This window comes from Pseudomonas sp. WS 5411 (assembly GCF_012985595.1).
GTDB lineage: Bacteria > Pseudomonadota > Gammaproteobacteria > Pseudomonadales > Pseudomonadaceae > Aquipseudomonas > Aquipseudomonas shahriarae.
The window spans coordinates 24,373-46,777 of sequence record NZ_JAARMC010000019.1 but is presented as its reverse complement, the minus strand read 5'-3'; the positions used below and the strand labels follow the sequence as shown (position 1 = coordinate 46,777).

The 22,405-nt window shown below is 60.3% G+C and carries 21 protein-coding genes; 10 read left to right on the top strand and 11 right to left on the bottom strand.

The genetic code is table 11. The features are described 5' to 3' along the window. Positions 1 to 16: 16 nt before the first annotated feature. Together HBR93_RS20840 and HBR93_RS20835 are read right to left on the bottom strand one after the other, a co-directional pair. The gene (locus HBR93_RS20840) at positions 17 to 1,456 is read right to left on the bottom strand and encodes an AbgT family transporter (protein ID WP_057440207.1); all 1,440 of its coding nucleotides are present in this window, start codon (positions 1,454 to 1,456) and stop codon (positions 17 to 19) included. Positions 1,457 to 1,653: 197 nt separating this feature from the next. Continuing rightward, a complete protein-coding gene (locus HBR93_RS20835) occupies positions 1,654 to 2,556 on the bottom strand; it encodes a LysR family transcriptional regulator (RefSeq protein WP_128593727.1) in 903 nt (300 codons plus the stop codon). A 172-nt stretch (positions 2,557 to 2,728) separates the two neighbouring features. On the opposite strand from HBR93_RS20835, the gene HBR93_RS20830 reads away from it, so the two are divergent. Then, positions 2,729 to 3,952, top strand: coding sequence for an OprD family porin (locus HBR93_RS20830; protein ID WP_169960987.1), 1,224 nt, complete (start codon positions 2,729 to 2,731; stop codon positions 3,950 to 3,952). Positions 3,953 to 3,955: 3 nt separating this feature from the next. Here the strand turns inward: HBR93_RS20830 and HBR93_RS20825 are convergent, their stop codons facing one another. Continuing rightward, positions 3,956 to 5,371, bottom strand: a complete 1,416-nt coding sequence (locus HBR93_RS20825; protein ID WP_169960986.1) for a glycosyltransferase family 39 protein — start codon at positions 5,369 to 5,371, stop codon at positions 3,956 to 3,958. Positions 5,372 to 5,564: 193 nt separating this feature from the next. On the opposite strand from HBR93_RS20825, the gene HBR93_RS20820 reads away from it, so the two are divergent. From HBR93_RS20820 to HBR93_RS20810, 3 genes are all read left to right on the top strand, one after another. Continuing rightward, a complete protein-coding gene (locus HBR93_RS20820) occupies positions 5,565 to 6,023 on the top strand; it encodes a GNAT family N-acetyltransferase (protein WP_057440203.1) in 459 nt (152 codons plus the stop codon). A gap of 90 nt (positions 6,024 to 6,113) precedes the next feature. Next, complete coding sequence (locus HBR93_RS20815) at positions 6,114 to 7,616, top strand: PLP-dependent aminotransferase family protein (protein WP_169960985.1); 1,503 nt, start codon at positions 6,114 to 6,116, stop codon at positions 7,614 to 7,616. A 53-nt stretch (positions 7,617 to 7,669) separates the two neighbouring features. After that, complete coding sequence (locus HBR93_RS20810; protein WP_169960984.1) at positions 7,670 to 8,872, top strand: benzoate/H(+) symporter BenE family transporter; 1,203 nt, start codon at positions 7,670 to 7,672, stop codon at positions 8,870 to 8,872. On the opposite strand, the gene HBR93_RS20805 is transcribed toward HBR93_RS20810, so the two are convergent. Then, on the bottom strand, positions 8,869 to 9,372 hold the full coding sequence (locus tag HBR93_RS20805; RefSeq protein ID WP_169960983.1) for a hypothetical protein: 504 nt from the start codon (positions 9,370 to 9,372) through the stop codon (positions 8,869 to 8,871). The genes HBR93_RS20810 and HBR93_RS20805 overlap by 4 nt on opposite strands. Before the next feature lie 157 nt (positions 9,373 to 9,529). On the opposite strand from HBR93_RS20805, the gene HBR93_RS20800 reads away from it, so the two are divergent. From HBR93_RS20800 to HBR93_RS20790, 3 genes are all read left to right on the top strand, one after another. Further along, positions 9,530 to 10,039 (top strand): sigma-70 family RNA polymerase sigma factor, encoded by a 510-nt coding sequence (locus tag HBR93_RS20800; protein WP_057440199.1) that lies wholly within the window; start codon positions 9,530 to 9,532, stop codon positions 10,037 to 10,039. Between the two features lie 2 nt (positions 10,040 to 10,041). Continuing rightward, positions 10,042 to 11,004: a DUF4880 domain-containing protein gene (locus tag HBR93_RS20795; protein ID WP_346266854.1), complete on the top strand. Its 963-nt coding sequence runs from the start codon at positions 10,042 to 10,044 to the stop codon at positions 11,002 to 11,004. A gap of 104 nt (positions 11,005 to 11,108) precedes the next feature. Then, positions 11,109 to 13,517, top strand: a complete 2,409-nt coding sequence (locus HBR93_RS20790) for a TonB-dependent siderophore receptor (protein ID WP_169960981.1) — start codon at positions 11,109 to 11,111, stop codon at positions 13,515 to 13,517. Here the strand turns inward: HBR93_RS20790 and dapF are convergent. Genes dapF through HBR93_RS20770 form a run of 4 tightly spaced genes read right to left on the bottom strand, consistent with a single transcriptional unit; the run spans position 13,514 to position 18,053 of the window. Continuing rightward, positions 13,514 to 14,314: a diaminopimelate epimerase gene (dapF, locus tag HBR93_RS20785; protein ID WP_169960980.1), complete on the bottom strand. Its 801-nt coding sequence runs from the start codon at positions 14,312 to 14,314 to the stop codon at positions 13,514 to 13,516. The two genes, HBR93_RS20790 and dapF, sit on opposite strands and share 4 nt — an antisense overlap. 44 nt (positions 14,315 to 14,358) lie before the next feature. Then, complete coding sequence (dsdC, locus tag HBR93_RS20780) at positions 14,359 to 15,294, bottom strand: DNA-binding transcriptional regulator DsdC (protein ID WP_120731537.1); 936 nt, start codon at positions 15,292 to 15,294, stop codon at positions 14,359 to 14,361. Between the two features lie 33 nt (positions 15,295 to 15,327). Next, complete coding sequence (locus HBR93_RS20775; RefSeq protein WP_169960979.1) at positions 15,328 to 16,683, bottom strand: D-serine ammonia-lyase; 1,356 nt, start codon at positions 16,681 to 16,683, stop codon at positions 15,328 to 15,330. Between the two features lie 26 nt (positions 16,684 to 16,709). Next, positions 16,710 to 18,053: a gluconate:H+ symporter gene (locus HBR93_RS20770; RefSeq protein WP_169960978.1), complete on the bottom strand. Its 1,344-nt coding sequence runs from the start codon at positions 18,051 to 18,053 to the stop codon at positions 16,710 to 16,712. A 189-nt stretch (positions 18,054 to 18,242) separates the two neighbouring features. On the opposite strand from HBR93_RS20770, the gene HBR93_RS20765 reads away from it, so the two are divergent. Continuing rightward, positions 18,243 to 18,542, top strand: a complete 300-nt coding sequence (locus HBR93_RS20765) for a hypothetical protein (protein WP_115127356.1) — start codon at positions 18,243 to 18,245, stop codon at positions 18,540 to 18,542. Here the strand turns inward: HBR93_RS20765 and HBR93_RS20760 are convergent. The 3 genes from HBR93_RS20760 to HBR93_RS20750 all read right to left on the bottom strand — a co-directional run bounded on the left by HBR93_RS20760 (position 18,499) and on the right by HBR93_RS20750 (position 20,842). Then, positions 18,499 to 18,969 (bottom strand): N-acetyltransferase, encoded by a 471-nt coding sequence (locus tag HBR93_RS20760; RefSeq protein ID WP_169960977.1) that lies wholly within the window; start codon positions 18,967 to 18,969, stop codon positions 18,499 to 18,501. The genes HBR93_RS20765 and HBR93_RS20760 overlap by 44 nt on opposite strands. A gap of 64 nt (positions 18,970 to 19,033) precedes the next feature. Beyond that, entirely contained in the window at positions 19,034 to 19,318 is a 285-nt protein-coding gene (locus HBR93_RS20755) for a DUF6124 family protein (protein ID WP_169960976.1), read from the bottom strand. 603 nt (positions 19,319 to 19,921) lie between these two features. Continuing rightward, entirely contained in the window at positions 19,922 to 20,842 is a 921-nt protein-coding gene (locus HBR93_RS20750; RefSeq protein WP_169960975.1) for a LysR substrate-binding domain-containing protein, read from the bottom strand. 136 nt (positions 20,843 to 20,978) lie between these two features. Here HBR93_RS20750 and HBR93_RS20745 point away from each other — a divergent pair, with 136 nt between their 5' ends. Together HBR93_RS20745 and HBR93_RS20740 are read left to right on the top strand one after the other, a co-directional pair. Continuing rightward, entirely contained in the window at positions 20,979 to 21,737 is a 759-nt protein-coding gene (locus tag HBR93_RS20745; RefSeq protein WP_169960974.1) for a YqcI/YcgG family protein, read from the top strand. A 22-nt stretch (positions 21,738 to 21,759) separates the two neighbouring features. Continuing rightward, positions 21,760 to 22,395, top strand: coding sequence for a LysE family translocator (locus HBR93_RS20740; protein ID WP_169960973.1), 636 nt, complete (start codon positions 21,760 to 21,762; stop codon positions 22,393 to 22,395). Positions 22,396 to 22,405: the final 10 nt, after the last annotated feature.

Here is a 22,405-nt window from a genome sequence, read left to right as displayed (position 1 = left end):
TAAAACACTCATCGACTCAGTATCCGGTTTGCACGGCAATGGCTAGCAGCACCATCGCCAGTACCGCATAGATCAGGAACAGCGGCAGGATGTAGCGCGCCCATTGGCCCCAGCCGACGTTGGCGGTGGCCAGCAGCACCAGCAGGCCGCTGGAGGTCGGGGTGATCATGTTGGTCAGGCCGTTGCCCATCAAAAAGGCAAACACCGTGGTTTGCGGGCTGACCCCGGACAACTGGCCCAGTGGCCCGAAGATCGGCATGGTCACCGCGGCCTGACCGGAGGTGGAGGGGATCAGCACGTCCAGCCCCAGTTGCGCGAAGAACATGCCGTAGGCCGAGACCACCGGCCCGTGGTCGCCCACCAGGTTGGCCAGGCTGTTGACGATGGTGTCCAGCACCTGCCCGGTGCTGAGGATGATTTCCACGGCGGTCGCCAGGCCGATCAGGACGCCGGCGATCAGCACCTTCTTCATGCCATCGACAAACGCGCTGGCGGCAGTGCTGGCGGCCAGGCCGGCGATCACAGCGAAGGCCACGGTCAGCAGCAGGTAGAACGCCGATAGCTCATGGTATTTCCAGCCCCAGCGGTTCGAGGCATACACCAGGAAGCCGATGCCGCCGCCCAGCACCAGCAGGTTCAACAGGTGGCGAATCGGCAGGGGTTTGCTTTCGAAGGTGATCTGCGCGCTGGCATCAAAGCCGTGCTTGCGAATGCTCCACAGCACAAACGCGATACCCACCAACAGGAAGGTGCAATAGGCCGCGACGCGCATGCTCAAGCCGCTGAAGATCGGCAGGCCGACCATCGGCTGGGCCACGGACAAGGCCACCGGGTTGGAGATGGACGCCAGGTAGCCGATCTTCACCGAGATGGTGACGATGGCCAGCCCAATCAGGTTCGACAGCCCCAGGCGGTTGGCCATGGCCACCATCAACGGCACGATCAGGATGAACTCCTTGGCCAACCCCATAAAGGTACTGCCAGCGGAAAACACCAGCATCAGGCTCGGCACCAGCACGTAGATATTGCCTCGTGTCATGCCTAGCAGGCGCTCCAGCCCGGCGTCGATCACCCCGGCCTTGTTCAGCACGCCGAACATGCCGCCGATGAACAGCACCATGAAAATCAACGCCGCACGCTTTTCGATGCCTTGGGGAATGGCCATGAAACCTTCCACCAACGATACCGGGCGGGCCGTTGTGTCGCCGGCCTTGCGGGGTTCCAGGGAGAACAGTTGGCTGAAGGAATCCTGCTTTTCCAGCACCTGATACGAGCCCGGCACCACCAGGCCATTCTGACGCTGGAACTTGCCGGCATTCACCGCGTAGGTGAAGGCGACGGCGAGCAGGACGATACTCAGCAGAATGATCGCCGGGTTGATTTGCTTGCGTTGCACGGGTTTGTCTGCGGCCGCCTCGGTGGGCGACGGGGTACGGAGGATCTGCGGTTCGGTCATGCTGGCGGCCCCGGCGCGGCCCCCGTCTGAGCGGGGTGCGTGCGCTGTTATTGTTGTGGGTAGTGACGCTTGGTTGGGCGGACACTAGGGCATCGCGCGCAGGCCCACAACGTTATGCGTGGGGCGGGTTGGGGTATGCGTTTTACGCAGCGCTCGGGATGCCGAGAGGGGATTCTGGTCTCCGGCCGCGCAGAGGGCTACGGGATTTTTGCAATGGGATTCAGGCGCAGTTTAAGGTGCTCGGCAAATGCCGTTACCAACTGTGAGCGCGGCTCGTCGGCACGAAATGCCAGGCCAAATTCATAGGGCAATGCCGGGCGAAACGGCCGGCTGACAATCGGCAGGTGCATGAAGTGGCTGGCCAGCAGGCCATTGACGATCGACACCCCCAGGCCTTCGGCGACAAAGCTGCAGGCGGCGCCCACCGAGTGCACTTCGACCCGTACCTGGGGCGTCAGGTTGGCGGCGCGGAACATCTGGTTCAACTCGGTACGCACTGCCCGTTGCCGGCCCAGCATCACCAACGGCACATTGCGCAGATGTTGCACCTCGATGAACGCGTGGCGGCTCAGTGGATGGTCGGCCGGCATCACGCACACGCCTTCGGTGTGCAGCACCGGCTCGATATCAAAGTCGGGGATCTCGGTGGGCAGGCGCACAAAACCCAGGTCGGCGGAGCGGTCCAGCACGGCGCGCTCGATCATGTCGTAGGAACCGGTCAGCAGTTCGACCACGGTGTCGTCATGGTCCTTGAGAAAGTCCGCAACAATACGCGGCAACAATTCCTGGGTCATGCTGGTGGGCACGCCGACTTTAAGCAGGCTTTTGCGCGAGCGGCCGACGCGCATTTCGTCCGCCAGACGCTGGATCCGCTGCATGCCGTCCACCAGGCCGGCAACTTCGGTGAGCAGTTCCTCGGCCTCTGGCGTGGCCATCAACCGGCCCTTTTTACGCAGGAACAGGGCAAACCCCAGGGCGTCTTCCAACTGGCTCAACAGGCGGCTGACCGCAGACTGCGACAAGCCCATACGGGTGGCTGCGCCGATGGTCGAGCCGGTGGACATGATCGCCTTGAAGGCTTCGAGTTGTTTGAGATTCACCGTGGATTTCCTGTCGAAGGGCGGCTTTGCGCATAGCGTCATGCGCTTCTCGCATAACGTTGTGGGGCGTTCGGCAAGCCGTTAGTGTCCGCCCCAATGTGACCTGGCGTCCAGCCTGGCACACGGAGCAACTGCCCATAAAAATCGACAATACGGCATTGAGGAAACAGTTATGCGTGAGCTTTTCACCAGGGGTGGCGTGGTCACCGTCGGGGTGCTGGCGAGTCTGTCGCCGTCGCTGATGGCCCAGGGGTTCTGGGAGGATTCCCATGGCAAGCTGACCCTGCGCAATTACTATTTCAACGACGGCTATCGCGACGGTGGCGAGGACCGCAAGGAATGGGCGCAAGGCTTTTTGCTCAACTTGCAGTCGGGCTACACCGAGGGCACCGTCGGCTTTGGCCTGGATGCCCAGGGGCTGTCGGGGATCAAGCTCGACTCCAGCCGCACCCACGCCGGCACCGGTTTGTTGCCGGTCCACGATGATGGGCGCGCCGCCAATGAATTCTCCAGCCTCGGCGTGACCGCAAAAATGCGCATCGGCGCGGCCGTGGTGAAAACCGGCACCTTGCTGCCCAAGATCCCGGTACTGGTGCATAACGACGGGCGCCTGCTGCCCCAGACATTTCGCGGCACTCAGGTCGAATACACGGGCATCCGCAACCTGTACCTGCACAGCGGGCACCTGGATCAATTCAAACTGCGTAACTCCAGCGACAGCGTGGATATTTATCCACAGGGCTACAGCGGCAAAAAGGGCAGCGACTTCGATTTCGTCGGCGCCACCTATGCCTTCACGCCTACGCTCAGTGGCACCTGGTACTACGGGGAAATGCGCGAGTTCTATCGCCAGCAATTCCTCGGCCTGGTGCATAAGCAGCCGTTGGGCGCGGGGAGCCTGACCAGTGACTTGCGCTACTTCATCAGCAATGAGGCCGGCGAGGCGCGTAACGGCAAGGTCGACAGCGACATGTTCAGTGGTCTGTTCACCTATCGGCTGGGGCCGCAGGCGTTGGGTGTGGGTTACCAGAAAGTCAGTGGCGACACCGCGCTGCCCTATGCCAGCGTGTCCACGGTGTACTCGTTCAGCAACGCCGGGGTCGGCAAGTTCATCCAGGCTGGTGAGCAAACCTGGATGCTGCGCTATGACTACGACTTTGCCGCCGTGCTGCCGGGCCTGAGCTTTATGACCCGTTACTACAAGGGCCAGAACGGCGACTTCAAGGGCCGCGAAGCCCGCGAGTGGGAGTCCGACACCCACCTGCGCTACGTGATCCAGAACAGTACCCTCAAAGGCCTGGGCGTGGAGTTGCGCAAGGCCACCTACCGTTCCACCTATGCCAGTGACCGCGATAACTACCGGGTCTACCTGACTTACGACTTGGCGCTCTGGTAGGCCTTACTGTTCGACAAAGGAGTAGGGCCGGCTGCCCACGGTGATCTGCTTGAGAGCGGTGACCGGGGTGGTCAGTTGCTCGATACGGTCCAGCAACGCCAGGTTGCCCGGCCTGGCATCGAGATAGGCACGCAGTTGTGCCTCGGTCTGCAGGATCGGCAAGTTGTTCTGGGTGTAAAACACAGTGGCGCCGGCCACTCGCTCGTTGGGCTGGTACAGCACCACCGTGTGGCCTTGGGCCTGAAATGCCTGGATTTGGCGGGTCAGCGGTACAAAGGACTCACGCCGGTCGGCCTTGGGCGCATACCAGATAGCCGCGCCCAGGTAGCAGGCGATCACCACGGCAAACACGCCGCTGATCAAGCCACGGCGATAGGCGGGCAGGCGGCTGAGCAGAACCGCGCCATATTCGGCCGCGAGGACCGCCGCCGCCGGGGTCAGGGCCATCAGATACACGATGCGTTTGCTCGAGGCGAAGGTCAGCAGGGTAAATTGCGCCACCAGCCACAGGCTGAAAAACAGCAGGTACCGATTGCTCGCCAGGCTTTTGCGAAAGTGCCACAGGCCCAGGTACACCAGGATATTCCACGGCAAAAAGGCCTCGGGCAGTTTGGCCAGGTAGTAGTAGATCGGCTCGTAATGCCCGGCTTCGACGAAGGAGCCGCTGAAACGTCCGACGCTGTTGGTCCACAACACCTCACTGACCGCCTGCATCCCACCCCGTTGATACAGAAACCCCAGCCAGATAAACAGCGGCACCAGCGCCAGTAGAGTGAACATGCCCGGGCGCAGCCATTGGCTGGGCCGCACGCGCTTGTCCAACAGGCTGGTGCAGGCCAGGTAGGCAAAAATCACAATGCCCGGCATCGCCAGGCCCAGCACGCCTTTGCTCAAGGTGGCGATGGCCATCCCCAAGGTAAACAGCAGCCATGTGCCGATATTGGTGCCGGGCTGGGACTCCGGGCGGGTGGCCTGGTAGAACGCCAGCAGCGCCAGGGTCACGCCGAGGCTGAGCAACGCATCCTCACCCACGCCGCGCACGTTGCTCCAGTAACTGGCCATGGTCGCCAGTACCAGCGCGGCGGCAAACGCCAGGGACGTAGGCCGGCCGAAGCGGCGCAGCATGCCGTACAGCAGCATCACACTGAACAACCCGGCAAACGCCGAGGCCAGTCGGACCGCGCCGGTGCTGGCGCCAAACAGGCGGATCGCCCCGGCATCCAGCCATAGGCTCAAGGGTGGTTTTTCCAGGAAGGGCTCACCGAACAGGCGCGGCACCACCCAGTCATTGTCCAGGTGCATGGCCATGGCAATCCCGGCCACTCGGGCTTCGGTGGAGCCTTGCAACTCGTGATTGCCCAGGGCCACGAAGAACAGCAGACCGGCAAGCAGCAGCAACAGCGGGGCAGGGCGTGTCATGGGGTGAGTTACCGGATGCTAGGGGGCAGCGTTGGAGTATACGAAGGCAATCCTTAACGAATTGTGAACGGAGTGCCCGTTGCGGATTGGCCTGCCAGGTGGTCTGGAAGTGGTCGGTTCGCCGCCGCCTTGGAAACCTACCATTGCCGGGTCCCGATCCATCCCGGAACGGGCTTTCCGATAGGAGAACGCGATGAGTAACGATCCACAGGCAATCGTGGTCAGGGCAGTGCAACCTGAAGACTATGAGCAATGGCTGCAACTGTGGCTGGCGTACCAGGACTTTTATCAAGTCAGCCTGGATGAGACCACCACCCGCACTGCCTTCAGCCGCTTGCTCGATACCGATGAAGCCATGGCCTGTGCCGTGGCAGTGCAGGGCGATGAGTTGGTGGGGCTGGTGCATGCGCTGTTGCATCGTTCGACCTGGGCGGTCGCCGACTTCTGCTACCTCGAAGACCTGTACGTGGCTCCCACGGTGCGCGGCGGCGGTACCGGCAAACTGTTGATCGAATGGGTCCAGCGCTATGCGCAACACCACGGCTGCGCCCGGTTGTACTGGCATACCCAGCAGACCAACAAGCGTGCGCAGAAACTCTACAACTGGATCGCCGAGGACTCGGGCTGCATTGAGTATCGGATGGCTCTGTAACACCCGCCGGCAAAGCTCGCCGATATTGCTCGTGGACATATCGGCGGCATCGCACAAAGATGCATGCTTTTTTACCCCTTGGCCAAGTCAATGACCCACAACCTTGAACTGGACACGCTGAAGATCCGCCTGACGGACCCCAAGCTGGCCTCCCTGGATTTGCGTGTGCGGGTGCAGCGCGTGCTGCGTCAGCTGATCCTGGAGGGCATTCTTGCGCCCGGCAGTCGGTTGCCCGCCACGCGTACGTTGGGCAAGTCACTGGGCATTTCCCGGGATACCGTAGAAATGGCCTACGTCCAACTGCAACTGGACGGTTACCTGTGCCGGCGTGAAGGTTCGGGTAGCTACGTTTCCGAGAAGATCGGGCCGAGCCTGCTGGGCGCGCGCAAGCGCCAGCCAGTGGTGGCGAACCAGGTCGCGGCGCTGAGTGCCAGGGGCGCGCAGATCCTTGCCAGCGGCGGGGTGACCGACCAACAGGTGGTCAAGGCGTTTGCCACAGGGCTGCCGGAAACGCGGACCTTCCCCGTGGGCATCTGGGAGCGCCTGCACCGCCAGGCATTGAAGGATTACCGCCCGAACCTGCTATTGCATGGCGACCCGCAAGGCGCCGAACCCCTGCGCCAGGCCATCGCCGACTACCTGAACCTGGAGCGCGGGGCGCGGGTCACGCCGGATCAGGTGCTGGTGCTGTCGAGTACGCGTCAGGCCCTGTATTTGTGCGCGCAGGTGCTGGTGGATGAAGGCCAGCCGATCCTGATGGAAGACCCCGGGTACTTCGGCGCCCGCAAGGCGTTTGAAATGGCCCAGCTCAAGGTGGTACCGGTTGCGGTGGACGCCAAAGGCCTGTGTATCGACGCCCTGCGCGCCGACCGCAGCGGCGCCAACGCTGTGTATGTCACGCCGTCCCATCAATACCCCACAGGCGCCACCCTGGCGCTGGAGCGGCGCCTGGACCTGATCGCCTGGGCCGAGCAGCGCCAAGGCTGGATTATCGAGGACGACTACGACAGCCAGTTTCACTATGAAGGTTTGCCGACCGCCTGTGTGCAGGGCCTGGACAGCTCCCAGCGCACGATCTACCTCGGCACCTTCAGCAAATCCCTGTACCCCGGCTTGCGCATGGGCTTTATGGTGCTGCCCCGGGAGTTGGTCAAACCCATGACCTACGCCCGCAGCATCCTCGACGGCCATACCCCGCAAATCGCCCAGCTGACCCTGGCGCGGTTTATGAACGACGGGCATTTCGGCAGCCATATCCGCGCAATGCGCAAAATCTACGGCGAGCGACGTGATGCCATGGCCGAGGCGGTGGAGCGCCACTTGAGCCATGTGGTCACCGCCAGCTTGCCGCCCGGTGGCTTGCAGTTGCCTTGTGTGCTGCATGAGGGATGGTCGGAGCTGGAGACGATTCGCCAGGCGGCGCGGGTGGGTATCCAGTTGCCGGGCCTGACGCGGCTCTATGCCCGGCCACCGACACGGGGCGGCTGGCTGCTGGGGTTCTCGGCGCTGACGCCCAGTGAAATCGAGAGTGCCAGCCGGCAGTTGGCCAAGGTGCTCAAGAGTGGTCTGGCGCAAGGCGGCGAAGTGGACTGAAAGGGCGGGCCGGTGCTTGTTAGCCTGTGCGGCCTCAACACAAGGAACGCGCCATGAACCGATCCGCCCCACGCCTACGCCTCGCCGACTACCTGTCCCCCAGCATCAGCGCGCTGATTTCGGTCATCGTCAATTACGCGGGCACCTTTGTCCTGGTGTTCCAGGCCGCCCACCTGGCGCAGTTGAGCGCGGCGCAAACCGCTTCCTGGGTCTGGTCGGTGAGTATTGGCGTGGGCGTGACCGGCGCGTGGTTGAGCTACCGCTACCGCGAGCCGATCATCACGGCGTGGTCGACGCCGGGGGTGGCCTTTCTGGCGACAGTCATGCCGTTTACACCGTATGCCGAAGTGATCGGTGCCTATGTGATGTGTGCCATCGGTTTTATCGTGCTGGGCCTGAGCGGTGCGTTTGAGCGCTTGGTGCGGCTGATCCCCGGTGGCATTGCGGCGGGTTTGCTGGCGGGGATTCTCCTGCAGTTTGGTGTGGCGGCGTTTGGTGGCGCCAGCGCGGACCCGCTGCTGGTGATTGTTCTGGTGGTGTCCTACGCGGTGCTGCGCCGCTTCACTTCACGGTATGCGATGGTCGGGATTCTGTTGATTGGCCTGGGCCTGCTGCTCGCCCAACAGCGCCTTGACCTGCACAGCCTGGAGCTGCAACTGGCCGCCCCGGTGTTTGAAATGCCGCACTTTTCCATCGCGGCGTTTTTTGGCGTGGCCTTGCCGCTGTTCGTGATTACCCTGACCGGGCAATACATCCCCGGCATGCTGGTGCTGCGCAACGACGGGTTCAAGACCAGCGCCAACCCGATCATCACCGTCACCGGCCTGGGGTCTTTATTGATGGCACCGTTCGGCGCCCACGCGTTCAATGTCGCAGCGATTACGGCGGCGATCTGCACCGGGCGCGATACTCATCAGGACCCGTCCAAACGCTACATCGCCGGGTTGGTGTGTGGGGCGCTGTACATCCTGGTCGGGGTGTTTGGCGTGACGTTGGCAACCTTGTTCATGGTCCTGCCCCGCGCGTTTATCACCACCTTGGCGGGCCTGGCGCTGCTCGGTGCCATCGGTTCAAGCCTGGCCAATGCGATGGCCGATACACGCACCCGGGAAACCGCGTTGATCACCTTTTTGGCAACGGCGGCCAATGTCACGTTGCTGGGCATTGGCGGCGCGTTCTGGGGGCTGGTGGCGGGGTTGCTGGTGCATGGGGTGATTCACGGTGGGCGCCGGGTTGAGACGCGTGCGGCGGGCTAAAGGAGTTCGGCGCGCTTCACCGTGATACCCAACGGGCCACTGAGCTTTTCGACCCTGACCTTGCCACCCGCCCCAAGCGCATCCGGGTGGCAGATTTTTATATGTTTTTCGAGTTCTCGATCGTAGACCTGTAACCCGCTGCACCCCTTGCCGCCGGAGGTGTATTCGTAGCGGGCGATGTAGTCACCCGGTCTTGTGCTGGAAAAAAACACAAGCAATGACAACACGAAAAATTCTGCCACGGCGATAACGGCGAGCGCCGAGATCGCCTCTTCCAGCGAGTCCATTATTGTAAATTTGAGGCGCGGATTCCTGCGCCGCACCCCCATCACAAATGCCACCGCAGCCAAAAGGGGCGATGTCACCAGGCAGATCATCACGCTCAACGTATTGAAGTACACGATGCGGTCGAGCCAGAACACCCATAACCCGATTGTTGCCACGAAAAGTAGTACGCCCAGGCCGACGAGCAGGCGTGTAGAGGTCAGCGGTCTTCTCAATTCAAATGGCTTCCATGCATTGAAGGAAAGGGGGAAACGCGATAGGCACTGTGTTTGGGTCGGATAAAACAGCAGGAAGTATAAACTTCTATTTGTCTTTAATGAGAAGTATTATCATACGCACTTCCCGTCAGCTGCCAGTCCGGAAATCACCTCGATGGCCTCATCCTCTTCCTCCCACCGCGCTGTGGGTGAGCTCTACGCCCAGCATCACGGCTGGGTGGTGCAGTTGCTGCGGCGCAAGCTGGGTGGGCAGGAGCAGGCACTGGACCTGGCTCAGGATACCTTCGTGCGCATCCTCAGCAGTGGGCCCTTGCCGCTGTTGCGTGAGCCGCGGGCTTATCTCACCACGGTCGCCAGCCGCCTGTGCGGCCAGTATTTTCGCCGCCAGGCCCTGGAGCGTGCGTACGAACAATCCCTGTTGATCCTCGAGCCGGAACACGCGCCTTCGCCGGAGACCCGCTTGTTGGTACTTGAAGCACTGGATGCGGTCGGGCAGGTGCTGGACGGGCTGGGGAGCAAGGTGCGGGAGATTTTCCTGCTGTCGCAGTTGGACGGCCTGACTTATCCACAGATCGCCGAGCAACTGGGCCTGACTGTGAATGTTGTGCAAAAGGCCATGCTCAAGGCCTATCGGCATTGTTACCTGGCGGTGTACCAGGCATGACGATGTTCCAGCCAACCGACGATCAATTGTTGGATGAATACGTGCTGGACCAGGCGCTGATGTGGATGGTCACCCTGCAATCGGGCGTCAGCGGCACCGCCGAGCAACGCGCGTGTGCAGCCTGGCGCAATGCAAATCCCCAGCATGAACTGGCCTGGCAGCGCTTGACCGGCTTGAGCCGCGACCTGCGTAGCAGCACCGTTGCCCTGCCGGCGCCCACCGCCCGCCAGTTGTTGCGGGCGCGCAGACTGACCTCGCGGCGCACGCTGCTCAAGGGTTTCGCCGGCCTGGGGATTGCGGCGGCCATGGGCCTGGGTGTGCGCGAGCGCGTGGTGTTGCCGGAGTTGTTCAGTGACTACCGCACCACCACCGGCGAGCGGCGGCCCTTGCAGTTGGCCGGCGCTGGCGCGGTGCAACTGGACACCCAGACGGCGGTGGATGTGCGCGGCCCGCAATTGGCCCTGAACCAGGGGCGCTTGCTATTGGCGACGGCGGCGGACACCTTCGTCGGCGTCAAGACCGCCCATGGCTGGGTGCGGCCGGTGGCGCTGTCGCGGCTTATCATCAGCCAGGATCTGCCAGGCCAGCGCGGGACCCTGGTGCAAGTGCTCGCAGGCCATGTCTCGATCGAACCGCAGCAAGGTGGCCGGGTGTCGATCGGCGCCGGCCAGCAGTTGGCCTTCGACAGCCGCCAAAGCGGCCCGGCACAACCCCTTGCGCCCGCCGCCGATGCCTGGAGCCGTGGCTTGCTGATTGCCGAGCGCATGCCGCTGGCCCAGGTGGTCGATCAGCTCAACCGTTACCGGCGCGGGGTGTTGCGCTGTGACCCGGCGGTTGCCGGTCTGCAAGTCTCGGGTTCGTTCTCCCTCGACCGCCCGGATGCCAGCCTCGACCTGTTGGCCAAGGTGCTGCCGGTGCGCGTGCAGCGGGTCTTCGGCTACCTGGCGACGGTGGTGGCGGCCTAGGTAAAAAATTTCCATGGGGCCGGCAGTATTTGCCATCTCGTGCATCAAGACAGGGAAGACGCTGAATAAGAGCGCCCCCAACCTTTCACCACAGGACAGTCTTTATGCACAGCCGCGTCACTCCGCTTGCCAGCGCCCTGCGCGCCATAATCGTTGGTTTAACCGTGGCAACGGCCAGCCACGGCGCCATGGCCGCCACTGCGCAACCGGCGACCGAACAGGCCTCGCGCCAGTCCTACGACATTGCTGCCGGCAGCCTGGATCGCGTGCTGGGTGCTTTCGGCAATCAGGCGGGCGTGATGATCGCCATCGATTCGGCGCTGGCCAAGGGTGTGCACAGCCAGGGCTTGCACGGCAGTTTTGCCCTGGCCGAGGGGCTTGAGCGCCTGCTGGCACCGCTGGGTCTGCAGGCCGAGTATGAGCAGGGCAGCTATCGCGTGGTGGCGCGGGCCGCCGTAGACGGGCAAGTGCAATTGCAGGCCACGCAGATCAGCGCCAACCAGTTGGGCTCGATCACCGAAGGCACTGGCTCCTACACCCCGGGCACCATTGCCACCGCCACGCGGATGGTGCTCACCCCACGGGAAACGCCGCAATCGATCTCGGTGGTCACGCGCCAGGTGATGGATGACTTCGGCCTCAATGCCATCGACGACGTGATGCGCCACACGCCCGGCATCACCGTGTCGACCTACGACACCGAGCGCACCAACTACTATTCCCGTGGTTTTTCCATCGTCAACTTCCAGTACGACGGCATTCCCACCCTGCGCGACGCCCAGTACTCGGCGGGGCAGACCCTGACCGACATGGCCCTGTATGACCGCGTCGAAGTGCTCAAGGGCGCCACCGGCCTGCTCACCGGCGCGGGCGGTCCGGGCGGTACCATCAACCTGATTCGCAAGAAGCCGACCTCGGAGTTCAAGAGCAGCATCGAACTGGGCGCCGGCTCCTGGGACAACTACCGCTCGCAGATCGACGTCAGCGGCCCGTTGACCGAAACCGGCAACGTGCGCGGCCGGGCCGTGGCGGCGTACCAGGATAAAAAATCGTTCCTCGACCACTATTCGCGCAAAACCGGCGTTTACTACGGCATCCTTGAATTCGACCTCGATCCCGACACCCTGCTGACCCTGGGCGCCGACTATCAGGACAGCGATCCGAAAGGCTCCAGCTGGACCGGTACGCGGACCATCTTCGACCCGGCCGGCAACAAACTGGACCTGCCGCGCTCGTTCAACAACGGGCCAAAGTGGAGCAGTTGGGAGCAGTACACCCGCACCCTGTTCGCCACCCTGGAACACACCTTCGACAATGGCTGGGTGACCAAGGGCCAGTACAACCATCAGATCAACGGCTACAACGCGCCCCTGGGCTACATCTCCCAGGACTCCCTGAGCGCCAGCTCGATCTTTGCGCGTAAATACACCGGCGAGACCACCAGTGACAGCGTCGATGTGTACGCGTCCGGGCCGTTTGAGTTGCTTGGCCGTGAGCATCAACTGGTGGTGGGCCAGTCGTTGTCCATCTCCAAATGGAAGGGCAAGGACTACGGCAGCGCGACCTATTTCGACAACTCCTACGACTTCTACAAGTGGCACGGCGAAGCCATCGAGCCGCTGTGGAACCAACCGACCAGGATCAACGACGAAACCACGCGCCAGACCGGCAGCTACATCACCGGGCGCTTCAGTCTGATGGATGACCTGCACTTGCTGCTGGGCACGCGCATCGCCAACTACCAGGTCACGGGCACCAGCGACACCCGGGAAAGCGGCAAGGTCGTGCCCTATGCCGGCCTGACTTACGACCTCAACGACAACTTCACGGCCTACGCCAGCTACACCGAAATCTTCCAGCCACAAACCCAGTATCGCGACCGTACGCGCACCATGCTTGATCCCAACGAAGGCAAGAACTACGAACTGGGCCTCAAGAGTGAGTTCTTCGACGGGCGCCTGAACGCCAGCCTGGCTTACTTCGAGGTCCACGAAAAAAAACGCCCGGTTGCTGATACGGCCTACAACTCCCAGCCGGGCGTGGACTACTCCTACATCGGCACTAAAACCGAGACCAAGGGCTACGAAGCGGAAATCTCCGGCGAACTGAGCCCCGGCTGGCAGCTACAGGCCGGCTACACCCACAAGATCGCCCGCGATGCCGACAAGAAAAAGGTCGCCACCTGGGAGCCGGAAGATCAACTGAGTTTCTACACCAGCTACAAACTCCAGGGCCGCCTGGACAGACTCACCCTGGGCGGTGGCGCGCGTTGGCAGGCTGCCGGTTGGCAAAACGTCAACAACCCCGGCACGCGCCAGAGCGAAAAATTCACCCAGGACCCGTACTGGCTGGTGGACCTGATGGCCCGTTATCAACTGACGGAAAACCTGTCGGCCACGCTCAACGTCAACAACCTGTTCGATAAGGCGTACTACACCAACATCGGCTTCTACGACTCGGCGTATTACGGCGACCCGCGCAATGTGATGGTGACTACGCGCTGGGATTTCTAGGCCGCAAACGTCCCTGAAAACACCCATTCAACCGGCCCGGTAAGCAGCACCGGGCCGGTGCCACGCCATTGCACCGTGACGCTGCCCCCATCACATTCAACCTCAACGCAATCGTCCAGCAGCCCCCGACGTATCCCATTGATCACCGCACCACACGAGCACGAACCAGACCCCAACGGCACGCCACCACCGCGCTCCCAAATGCGCAGCCGGATATGCCTGCGGTTGATGACTTTGACGAAATGCACATTCGTGCGCGCGGGGAACAGCGGGTTGGTTTCAATCAACGAGCCGACGGCCGCGATGTCAATGTTCGCCAGATCATCGACAAAATAGGTGCAGTGCGGATTACCCATGCTGCATGCGGTGGGCTCTCCGGCCAGTGGCAGCCGTAGGCTATCCAAGGCCGTGGCCAAGGGGATCTGCGACCAGCCGAGCAGCGGTTCGCCCATGCTCACGGTAATCGCGCCGCTGGTGGTTTGTTCGCAGGTCAGCAGGCCACGGTTGGTTCGCAGTATCACCGAGGTGCTGTTGGATTCGCGCATCAAGCGCTCGGCAACCCCTCGCGTGGCGCTGCCACAGGTATCCAGCGCAGAACCATCGGCATTCCAGAACACCACCCGCGCCTGTGCATCGTCGCAATCGAGCATCACCGCCAGTTGGTTGAAGCCAACCCCACGGTGGCGATCCCCCATGCGCTTGGCCAGGGCGCTGGTGATAGGGTGGGTGGCGTTGCGTGCGTCGACAACGACAAAATCATCGCCATTGGCGTGCATCTTGTGAAAGTTCAGCGGCATGGCGGAGTCCTGAGGTCATCGTGATTTGCGCGCGGGTAGAGGCGTCAATTGTCGGCTTGCTCGACCAGCCAGTCGATCAGCGCCTTGAGCCGTCTGGGCAGGGTTTCGTGGGCGGGGTGGACCAGATAGTAGCCATAGTTGAACGCCTCCCTGAACCCGCCGAACGGCAGCACCAGTTCGCCATCTTGCACACGCTTGCGCACCAGTTGCTCGCGGCCAATGGCCACGCCGGCATGGTTGATCGCCGCGAGGGTGCTCAAGTCGGAGCGGTCAAAGGTCATGAAGCGGCTTGGCAGTTCGCTGCTGTCGCCCACCGCATCCAGCCATAAACGCCATTCTGCATCGAATGAAATGTTGTCCCATGCCGCCACATCGTGCAGCACCGTGCACTGTGCCAGGCGTTCCGGATGCCCGATCAAGCCATGGGCCTGGGCATATTGCGGGCTGCACACCGGGGCAATCCGCTCGGGCATCAGGCGCAGGCTTTCCAGGCCCGGATGCTCGCCGTTGGAGTAGCACAGCACCAGGTCGATGCGCCGGGTGCGATAGTCGATCGGTTCGTTGCCGACCCGCACATCCAGTTGAATCCCGGGATAGCGTGCGGTGAAATCGGCCAGCCTGGGGACCAGCCAGCATTGCGCGACGGAGGGCCGTGCGTAGAAGCACAGCTGGCCTTCGATCTGGCTGTCGGAGCGTTCTTGCACGGCCTCGGACAGGGTGTCCATGGTGTGCTGCATGACCTTGAAAATCCGCTCGCCGTCATCGGTCAGGTCGACCTTGCGCGGCAAGCGATGGAACAGCTTGAGCGACAGTTCTTCTTCCAGGCGCGCTATGCGGTGACTGACCGCACTGGCGGTCAGGCACAGCTCGTCAGCGGCGCGGGCAAAGCTGAGGTGGCGGGCGGCGACCAGGAAGGTATGCAGGTTGGACAGGTGGGCGCCGGTGAGCTTCGGCGCTTTGCCCAGGCCAAGTGCTGCCATGTGGGTGTCCCTCTTCGCGTCAACCGCCGGCGATCAACGATGGATTGTGGTTTGCAGTGCGCGCCCCTTATCCAGGTAGGTGGCGAACTCTTTGGCGGGAACCATGCTGCCGCCGGTGCCCCAGATCAAGTGCGTGGCGCTGGCCAACTGTGCCGCCGAGACGCCAATGCGCTGCAAATACTGCGCGTCCTTGAGCACCCGCACAATGCCTGGCGCGCCGGCCAGGGCCGAAGGTTCGAGTTTTACCCCTTCAAGGTCGTGGGCGAGGAACATCAGGCGGTAGAGTTCTTCGTCGGTGACGGTGTAGTAGCCATCGACCAGGCGCTGCATTGCCTTGCCGACGAAGCCGGAGGGGCGGCCCACTGCCAGGCCGTCAGCCGCGGTGACGTTGTCGATGCCGAAGTCCTGCACGCTCACCTGGTCATGCAGCCCGGTATACACACCGAGCAGCATGCATGGCGAGTGGGTCGGTTCGGCAAACACACAGTGCACGGCATCGCCAAATGCCAGCTTCAAGCCAAACGCCACGCCACCAGGGCCGCCGCCGACACCACAGGGCAGATACACGAACAGCGGATGCTCGGCGTCCACCCGCACCCCGGCCACTTCAAATTGCCGGGCCAGGCGCTCGGCGGCCACGGCATAGCCGAGGAACAGGTGGGGCGAGTTTTCATCGTCGATGAAATAGCAGGCCGGATCGTTTTGCGCCTGTTGGCGGCCGTTTTCCACGGCAACGCTGTAGTCGGAGGCGTATTCCACCACCGTCACGCCGCTGGCGCGCAGTTTCTCCTTCTTCCATTGGCGGGCATCAGAGGACATGTGCACCGTCGCCTGGAAACCCAGCGTGGCGCTGATGATGCCGATGGACAGGCCAAGGTTGCCGGTGGAGCCCACGGCGATTTTGTACTGGCTGAAAAACCTCAGTGCGCGCTCGTCGGCCAAGGTTGCGTAGTTATCGTCGAGGGTAATCAAGCCTGCCTGCAGGGCCAGGTCTTCAGCGTGCTTGAGCACTTCATGAATACCGCCTCGGGCCTTGATCGAGCCGGAGATCGGCAAGTCGCAGTCTTTTTTCAGCCACAGCGCGCCGCAGTCGGGGAGGGCGGCTTCGCTCAACAGCGCGTGCTGCATGGCCTTCAGCGGCTGGATCGCGGACTCGATGATGCCACCCGCCGCCGCCGTCTCCGGGAACACCTTGGCGAGATAGGGCGCGAAGCGAAGCAGGCGCGCGCTGGCGTCTTGTACATCCTCCAGGGTCAGGCCGACATCCTCAAGCGCTACAGCGGCCGGGGCGATCGCGGGGTTGAACCAACTGAGCGGCTCCAGTGCGACCAATTGCTGGATAACGGGATGGCTTGCATACCAGGCGTCTAGGGTTTTGCCTTGAATCATGGGAACTGCCTTTGGAGTGGGGTTCATCACACAAACCGGGAAAGGATGAGGGTAAAGACCAGGGCTGCCACCGAGGCGAGCACGGTGGCGCCGGTGAATTTCTTGAGGGCTTCGGAGAGGGAAATCCCCAGGTACTCTTTTACGACCCAGAACGCCGAGTCGGTCACGTGGGTCCAGCCGATGGCGCCGGCACCGATGGCGATCACCAGGATCTCGGGGCTGTATTGCGGGTTCTGTCCGAGGATCGGCAGCACCATGCCGGCGGTGCTGATCATGGCCACGGTGGCCGAGCCCACGGCGAAGTGCATCAGCCCGGCGATCAACCACGCGAGGATGATCGGGTTGATGTTGGACTGGCCCAGCACGTCCGCCAGGACTTTGCCGATGCCGCTGCCGACCAGCATATCGTTGAACGCCCCGCCGGCGCCGATCACCAGCAGAATACCGGCCAGCGGCGGGAAGCAGCGGTGGGTCAGGTCGAGCAAATCGCTCATGCCCAGCCCACGGCGCAGGCCCAGGGACCAGTAGGCAAAGCAAATCGACAGCGCCAGGGCAATCAGCGGGTTACCTATGAAGGACACCCACTCAAACGTCATTGAGCCTTTGGCCAGCAAGGGGATGGCCAGGGTTTTGCCGACCATCAGCGCCAAGGGCAGTAGCACCGTGACCATCGCCATGGCGAAACTGGGGGCCTGGCTGTCGTCGATGCTCCCCTCACCACGCTCAGCCAAAAAATGCGCCTGGTTGGCCGGGGCCTGCCGCGCACAGGTCAGCTTGACCCAGATCGGCCCGGCGATCACGGCGGTGGGCAAGCCGACGATCAGCCCGTACAAAATCACCTTGCCGATATCGGCATTGAGCATGCCGGTAATGGCCGTGGCGGCAGGGTGCGGCGGCAGGATGCAATGCACCACCATCAGCGAAGTCGCCAGCGGCACACCCAGGTACAACAGGTTAATCCGAGTCTGACGGGCAACCACATAAATCAGCGGGATCAGCAGCACAAATCCCACCTCGAAGAACACCGGAATCCCGGCGATAAAGCCCACCAGCATCATCGCCCACGCGGCGTTCTGCTCACCCAGCAGCCGCAGCAGCGTGGTCGCAATGCGCTTGGCGCCGCCAGACTCCTCCAGCAACTTGCCGAGAATACTGCCCAACCCAATGATGCCGGCGAGAAACCCGAGCGTGCTGCCCATGCCCTTCTCAAATGCCGAGACAATCGCGGTGGGAGTCATGCCCGTGCCGACCCCCACCAGCAGGCTGGCGGCGATCAGGGCCAGGAACGGATGCACACGGTATTTACCGATCAGCACGACAATCAACAGAATGGACGCGCCAAGGATCAATAGAGAAAAGGTCGGGGACATGGGTGGGACTGCTCCATCGCAGTTATTGTTAGTTGTTTGCGATGGATTAGATTTCAGGCCTATGGCGGGGACAAACGATGATTCGTCAGGCGCTAGCTGACGCCTGTTCACTTATGGCCAGGGGCGGCCGATTGCATGACAATGCGCGGCGCCTGCGTAATTGTCAGGTCATTACAGGAGTTCGAACACTTGAAAGCATTATTGTTAACCGGATGCATTGCCCTGACCCTGACGGGTTGCACCTTCACCGGCGTCAATGAAATCGCGCCCGGCCAATACATGATCACCAGCCACGGCAGCATCTTTAACTCCCGTGAAGGCTTGCTGGAAAACATCAACCAGAAAGCCGCCAAGGCGTGTGATGGCAAGCCATACCATCTGGAAGGTGATACCGGAGCCAATATGGTGGTTGCTACACAGACGCACCTTGGCAGCACGCCAACGACTATTTTGGGGTTGAAGGCTGTTTGTGAAGAGCGCGCTCAGTAGGCTCGGCGACCCAGCGCATCACCTTCTCTAGATGACCCGTGTGCTCGTCCAGTTGCTCCCCGAGCACTACAAAGCCTTGAGCTTCATAGAAGCGAATTGCAGGCGCATTTGCCGAGTACACCGTCAACTGAAGCGTCGACCTGGCCAGCATGGCATCCGCGAGAAGCTGCCGGCCTATACCGCCCCCCTGACGCGCCGGCTCGACGAAAAGCGCCGCTAGCGTGTCGCCGTCCACAGAGCAGAATCCTGCTACTGCACCATCGGCCTCAAACACCCGGGTCATGGCGCTGGGGAGGTAGATGTCACGCATAGCGTCAAGCTGCTCCTGCCAGAATGTTGAGGGTATGAAGTGATGGGCCTGGGTGGATGCGAGTAGCCAGATGTTTAGGACGGGGTCCAGGTCGGGGGTGTGGAAGTTGCGGATCATGGGGGCGGTCGATGGCTGAGGTGGGAGGGGGGTATTGTGGACTAATTGGGGGTGGCAGGCATGCTCAGCCCGTTAATCCCGCAGTCTCTGAATTTGCCGTTGGCACAAGCAGGTCCAGTGCGCGCGTCACGAGTAACTCACCTAAGACACTCAATTGCTGGGTGGCCAAAAGCTTATGGCGAAAAGCACCATCAAACTCGAAAGCCAGATCAGTCGTGAGCGCGTTCAGCGAGGCGAGGGTTTCGCAGGCCTGCACGAGTAGAGTTTCGGTATCAATATTCTGAGCGATGGTGAAAATTTCGGCTGCGCAATGGTCGAGCCTTGGCGGGTTGGGAGTGATCTTTTTCATAAGTGAAGCTCCTACACTGGTAACGGGAGCTGCCATTCCCCTGCTGTCAAACAGGTTTGGGTGGCAGCTGTACGCGGGTTGACAGACCGGAAGTGTAGGAACCCGGCGCACCCGAAGATGCCCCACGCACAGCCGCCATGAGCAAGGCGGAATGCGCGAAGCATGCCGCTTAATCAAGGGGTGTGAAAGGTTACACTTTTCGGCCTGTCAAAGCCGGTTGCTGAAGAGCAGCAACCAGGGGAATTTATCGCTGTGTTGAAAGGTGCGCCAGTTCATCGACAGCGCGAAAGGTTGAAGGAAAAATCCGAAGCGCGCTGGGTGGTGGGCTCCAGGCCCAGAAACGACAAAGTTCGTGGTGGGTGGGGGTTGTTGATGATTTGTGTTTGGTGGGCCGGGGTAATTTGAACACATCTTTTATCGTATTGATTTTTATGATCAATATCTGTTTTGGTTTTTGGCTGGAATACCAATTGGAATACCTTGCTACGGCGCGCCCACAAATTTTGGGTGAAGCAAGCAATCGCCCTAGCGGCATTTCACCGTACCCCACACGTTAGGGCTGCTCCCAATCATCGCCGAAAGCGATTGAAGCATCGCCTATCATTAGCGCAGATAATCGACATCTGTGGCCGGTAGGGAGGGTACCTGAGTTGAAAGGTATTTTCGTAATTGAGTCATCTGTTTTGCCTTAGGGCAGGCTTTGAGCCAAGTCATGTAATAGCCATCCCCCGTTGCCACCGCGCTTTTGAAGGGGAGCCGCAGTTGGCCGAGCTCTACTTCTTGGGCAACAAGCACGAGATCGGCTACAGATATTCCCATTCCCTGCAAGGCTGCCGCAATTCCCTGATCTAAGGTATCGAACAGCTGGCCTCGCTCAAGATTGATGGTGTCAAGGCAACCCATTTTTTTCAGCCATCGCCGCCAGTCTCGGCGGTCAGTGGACGGGTGCAGCAATTCATATTTATTGAGTGACGACAACTTAAAGTCAGCGGCCCCCTTGTACCCAGGGCTACAAATGGGAATCAACCATTCATCAAATAATTTGAAACTCTCCACATCCGCACCAAAATTTCCGTCTCCTAGGAGGATTGCACAGTCGTATGGTTCTGAGTAGAAGTCCACTTCATCAACGTCCATCCAGACGCTTGACAGTTGGACAGAACAGTTGCCTTCGACTCTGTTGAATTTATCAAGCGCCCGGAGTAGCCAGCGAATCGTTAACGTCGAGGGCGCTTTGAGGCGAAGACGATGGCGGTCTACTTTTAAAAGCTCACAAGCACTTTCAATGATTTTGAAACCTACTTTAAGCTCTTCTGCCAACAGACGTCCTCGGTCGGTGAGGGTGATTTTCGGTCCGTGACGTTCAAAGAGACTGCACCCGAAGAGCTCTTCGAGGGCTTTGACGTGATGACTGACGGCGCTTTGAGTAACCGATAGCTCGCTGGCAGCCTTACTGAAAGAGCAAAAACGTGCTGCAACTTCGAATGCACGTAGCGAATACAGTGCTGGAATCCTTTCGGTCATGAATGTTGCTACCATGAGTAAAGCTAATACTAGATCATAATCTAACTCGTTTTACAACGGTCGACTCCTCTCCCAAAATGCGCCTCTAAAAAAGCTATATGCATATAACTTTTTAGAGATTCCTCTTGGAGATGTAATGTTAGCTATACATGGACGATGCTTTAACAAGCTGGATTTGCTTGAATATGTAGAGGCGTGTGAGTCTTTAAAGAGGGCATGGATGATGATGGCCTTAAACGCATTTGAGTCCATCGTCAGCCAAGACGATTTCCCCTGCTTGTTTGGAAAAAAAGCGGTGAATTCTTCGAGCGCTGAACTGCTTTTTGTAAGTAAAGCGAGCGACGTTGCGGATTTTATTTCTGGTCTAACTTCATATGTGGAAAAAGCAGAGTCTTGGTCTTTAAAATATAGGATAGGTAAGCCTCTAATTGTGCTATTTGAAATGAATGATTTTGGTTCGCTTGAGTTTGAGCAGCTCTATGCCTGGAATCTTCTTCAGCAGTTGCATGACCACGATCCCGGACCATGGCCAGAAGCGATTCCAGCCGACCTTCATAGCGAACATTGGTCATTTTCCTTCCTAGGGATGCCCCTGTTTATAAATATGAGTTTCCCTAAACATAGGTTGATGAAAAGCAGGAACTTAGGTTCGCATATTGTTTTCGTGATCAATCCTCGGGAGAATTTTGACTACGTAGCTGCCGGAAACTCAGTGAGTGGTCAACGTATTCGCGCTCGTATTCGCTCAAGATCCGAAGCTTACAACCAAGGCATCAAATCTCAGACACTTGGCGTTTTTGGTGAACGTGGCAGTCTAGAAATAAAACAGTACCAACTCGAAGAGCCTGGGTCGCTGAGCCATGAGCGGTGTCCTTTTCGGATGAGTCTCAAGTAACCAACCAAAGGGGCGAAAAAGCTTGAATACGGCATTAACTGCAACTTATATTTTGACCGTTATGCTACTGATAGCGACGCCGGGCCCCGTCGTCGCCTTGGTGATCGCTACAGCCAGCGTCGATGGCCCTAGGAAGGCGCTCTCGACGGCAATTGGGACGAACTGGGCCTCCTTGGTGCTGATTGCATTGGCGTCATACATTATTCTTACCAGCGCCGCTATTAACATCATATTGTTGAACATTCTCAGTCTGATGGGCTGCTTGTTTATTGGTTATTTAGCACTCGATACGCTCAAGAGGTCGCCCGCGTCTGCTGGTACAGAAACACCTGGGGAAAGTGCAGCTCACGGAGGATTATGGCGCGGTTTCGTCGTGGGTATTTCAAATCCGAAGGACATTATTTTTTTCATATCCTTCTTTCCCCAATTCATTCAGGTCACCTCATCATCGAAACACAGCCTGCTGCTACTGTCGTTGCTGTGGGTTTTGATCGATCTGCTCATTCTGGGGGCCTACATTTTCATTACCAGAAAGCTATTCAACGACACCAACAAACAGCTAATTTCCAAGTGTTCGGGAGTCGCCTTGTTGCTGGTGGCGCTGTTGGGACTGATCTACAACGTTCGTGAATTACTGCTTCAGCCTGCTGTTGGCTAGCGCGTGATGT

Bases quoted from the DNA above. Each gene is read 5' to 3' on its own strand.
- HBR93_RS20840 (WP_057440207.1), bottom strand. From the start codon at position 1,456: ATGACCGAACCGCAGATCCTCCGTACCCCGTCGCCCACCGAGGCGGCC.
- HBR93_RS20830 (WP_169960987.1), top strand. From the start codon at position 2,729: ATGCGTGAGCTTTTCACCAGGGGTGGCGTGGTCACCGTCGGGGTGCTG.
- HBR93_RS20825 (WP_169960986.1), bottom strand. From the start codon at position 5,371: ATGACACGCCCTGCCCCGCTGTTGCTGCTGCTTGCCGGTCTGCTGTTC.
- HBR93_RS20820 (WP_057440203.1), top strand. From the start codon at position 5,565: ATGAGTAACGATCCACAGGCAATCGTGGTCAGGGCAGTGCAACCTGAA.
- HBR93_RS20815 (WP_169960985.1), top strand. From the start codon at position 6,114: ATGACCCACAACCTTGAACTGGACACGCTGAAGATCCGCCTGACGGAC.
- HBR93_RS20810 (WP_169960984.1), top strand. From the start codon at position 7,670: ATGAACCGATCCGCCCCACGCCTACGCCTCGCCGACTACCTGTCCCCC.
- HBR93_RS20800 (WP_057440199.1), top strand. From the start codon at position 9,530: ATGGCCTCATCCTCTTCCTCCCACCGCGCTGTGGGTGAGCTCTACGCC.
- HBR93_RS20795 (WP_346266854.1), top strand. From the start codon at position 10,042: ATGTTCCAGCCAACCGACGATCAATTGTTGGATGAATACGTGCTGGAC.
- HBR93_RS20790 (WP_169960981.1), top strand. From the start codon at position 11,109: ATGCACAGCCGCGTCACTCCGCTTGCCAGCGCCCTGCGCGCCATAATC.
- dapF (WP_169960980.1), bottom strand. From the start codon at position 14,314: ATGCCGCTGAACTTTCACAAGATGCACGCCAATGGCGATGATTTTGTC.
- dsdC (WP_120731537.1), bottom strand. From the start codon at position 15,294: ATGGCAGCACTTGGCCTGGGCAAAGCGCCGAAGCTCACCGGCGCCCAC.
- HBR93_RS20775 (WP_169960979.1), bottom strand. From the start codon at position 16,683: ATGATTCAAGGCAAAACCCTAGACGCCTGGTATGCAAGCCATCCCGTT.
- HBR93_RS20770 (WP_169960978.1), bottom strand. From the start codon at position 18,053: ATGTCCCCGACCTTTTCTCTATTGATCCTTGGCGCGTCCATTCTGTTG.
- HBR93_RS20760 (WP_169960977.1), bottom strand. From the start codon at position 18,969: ATGATCCGCAACTTCCACACCCCCGACCTGGACCCCGTCCTAAACATC.
- HBR93_RS20755 (WP_169960976.1), bottom strand. From the start codon at position 19,318: ATGAAAAAGATCACTCCCAACCCGCCAAGGCTCGACCATTGCGCAGCC.
- HBR93_RS20750 (WP_169960975.1), bottom strand. From the start codon at position 20,842: ATGACCGAAAGGATTCCAGCACTGTATTCGCTACGTGCATTCGAAGTT.
- HBR93_RS20745 (WP_169960974.1), top strand. From the start codon at position 20,979: ATGTTAGCTATACATGGACGATGCTTTAACAAGCTGGATTTGCTTGAA.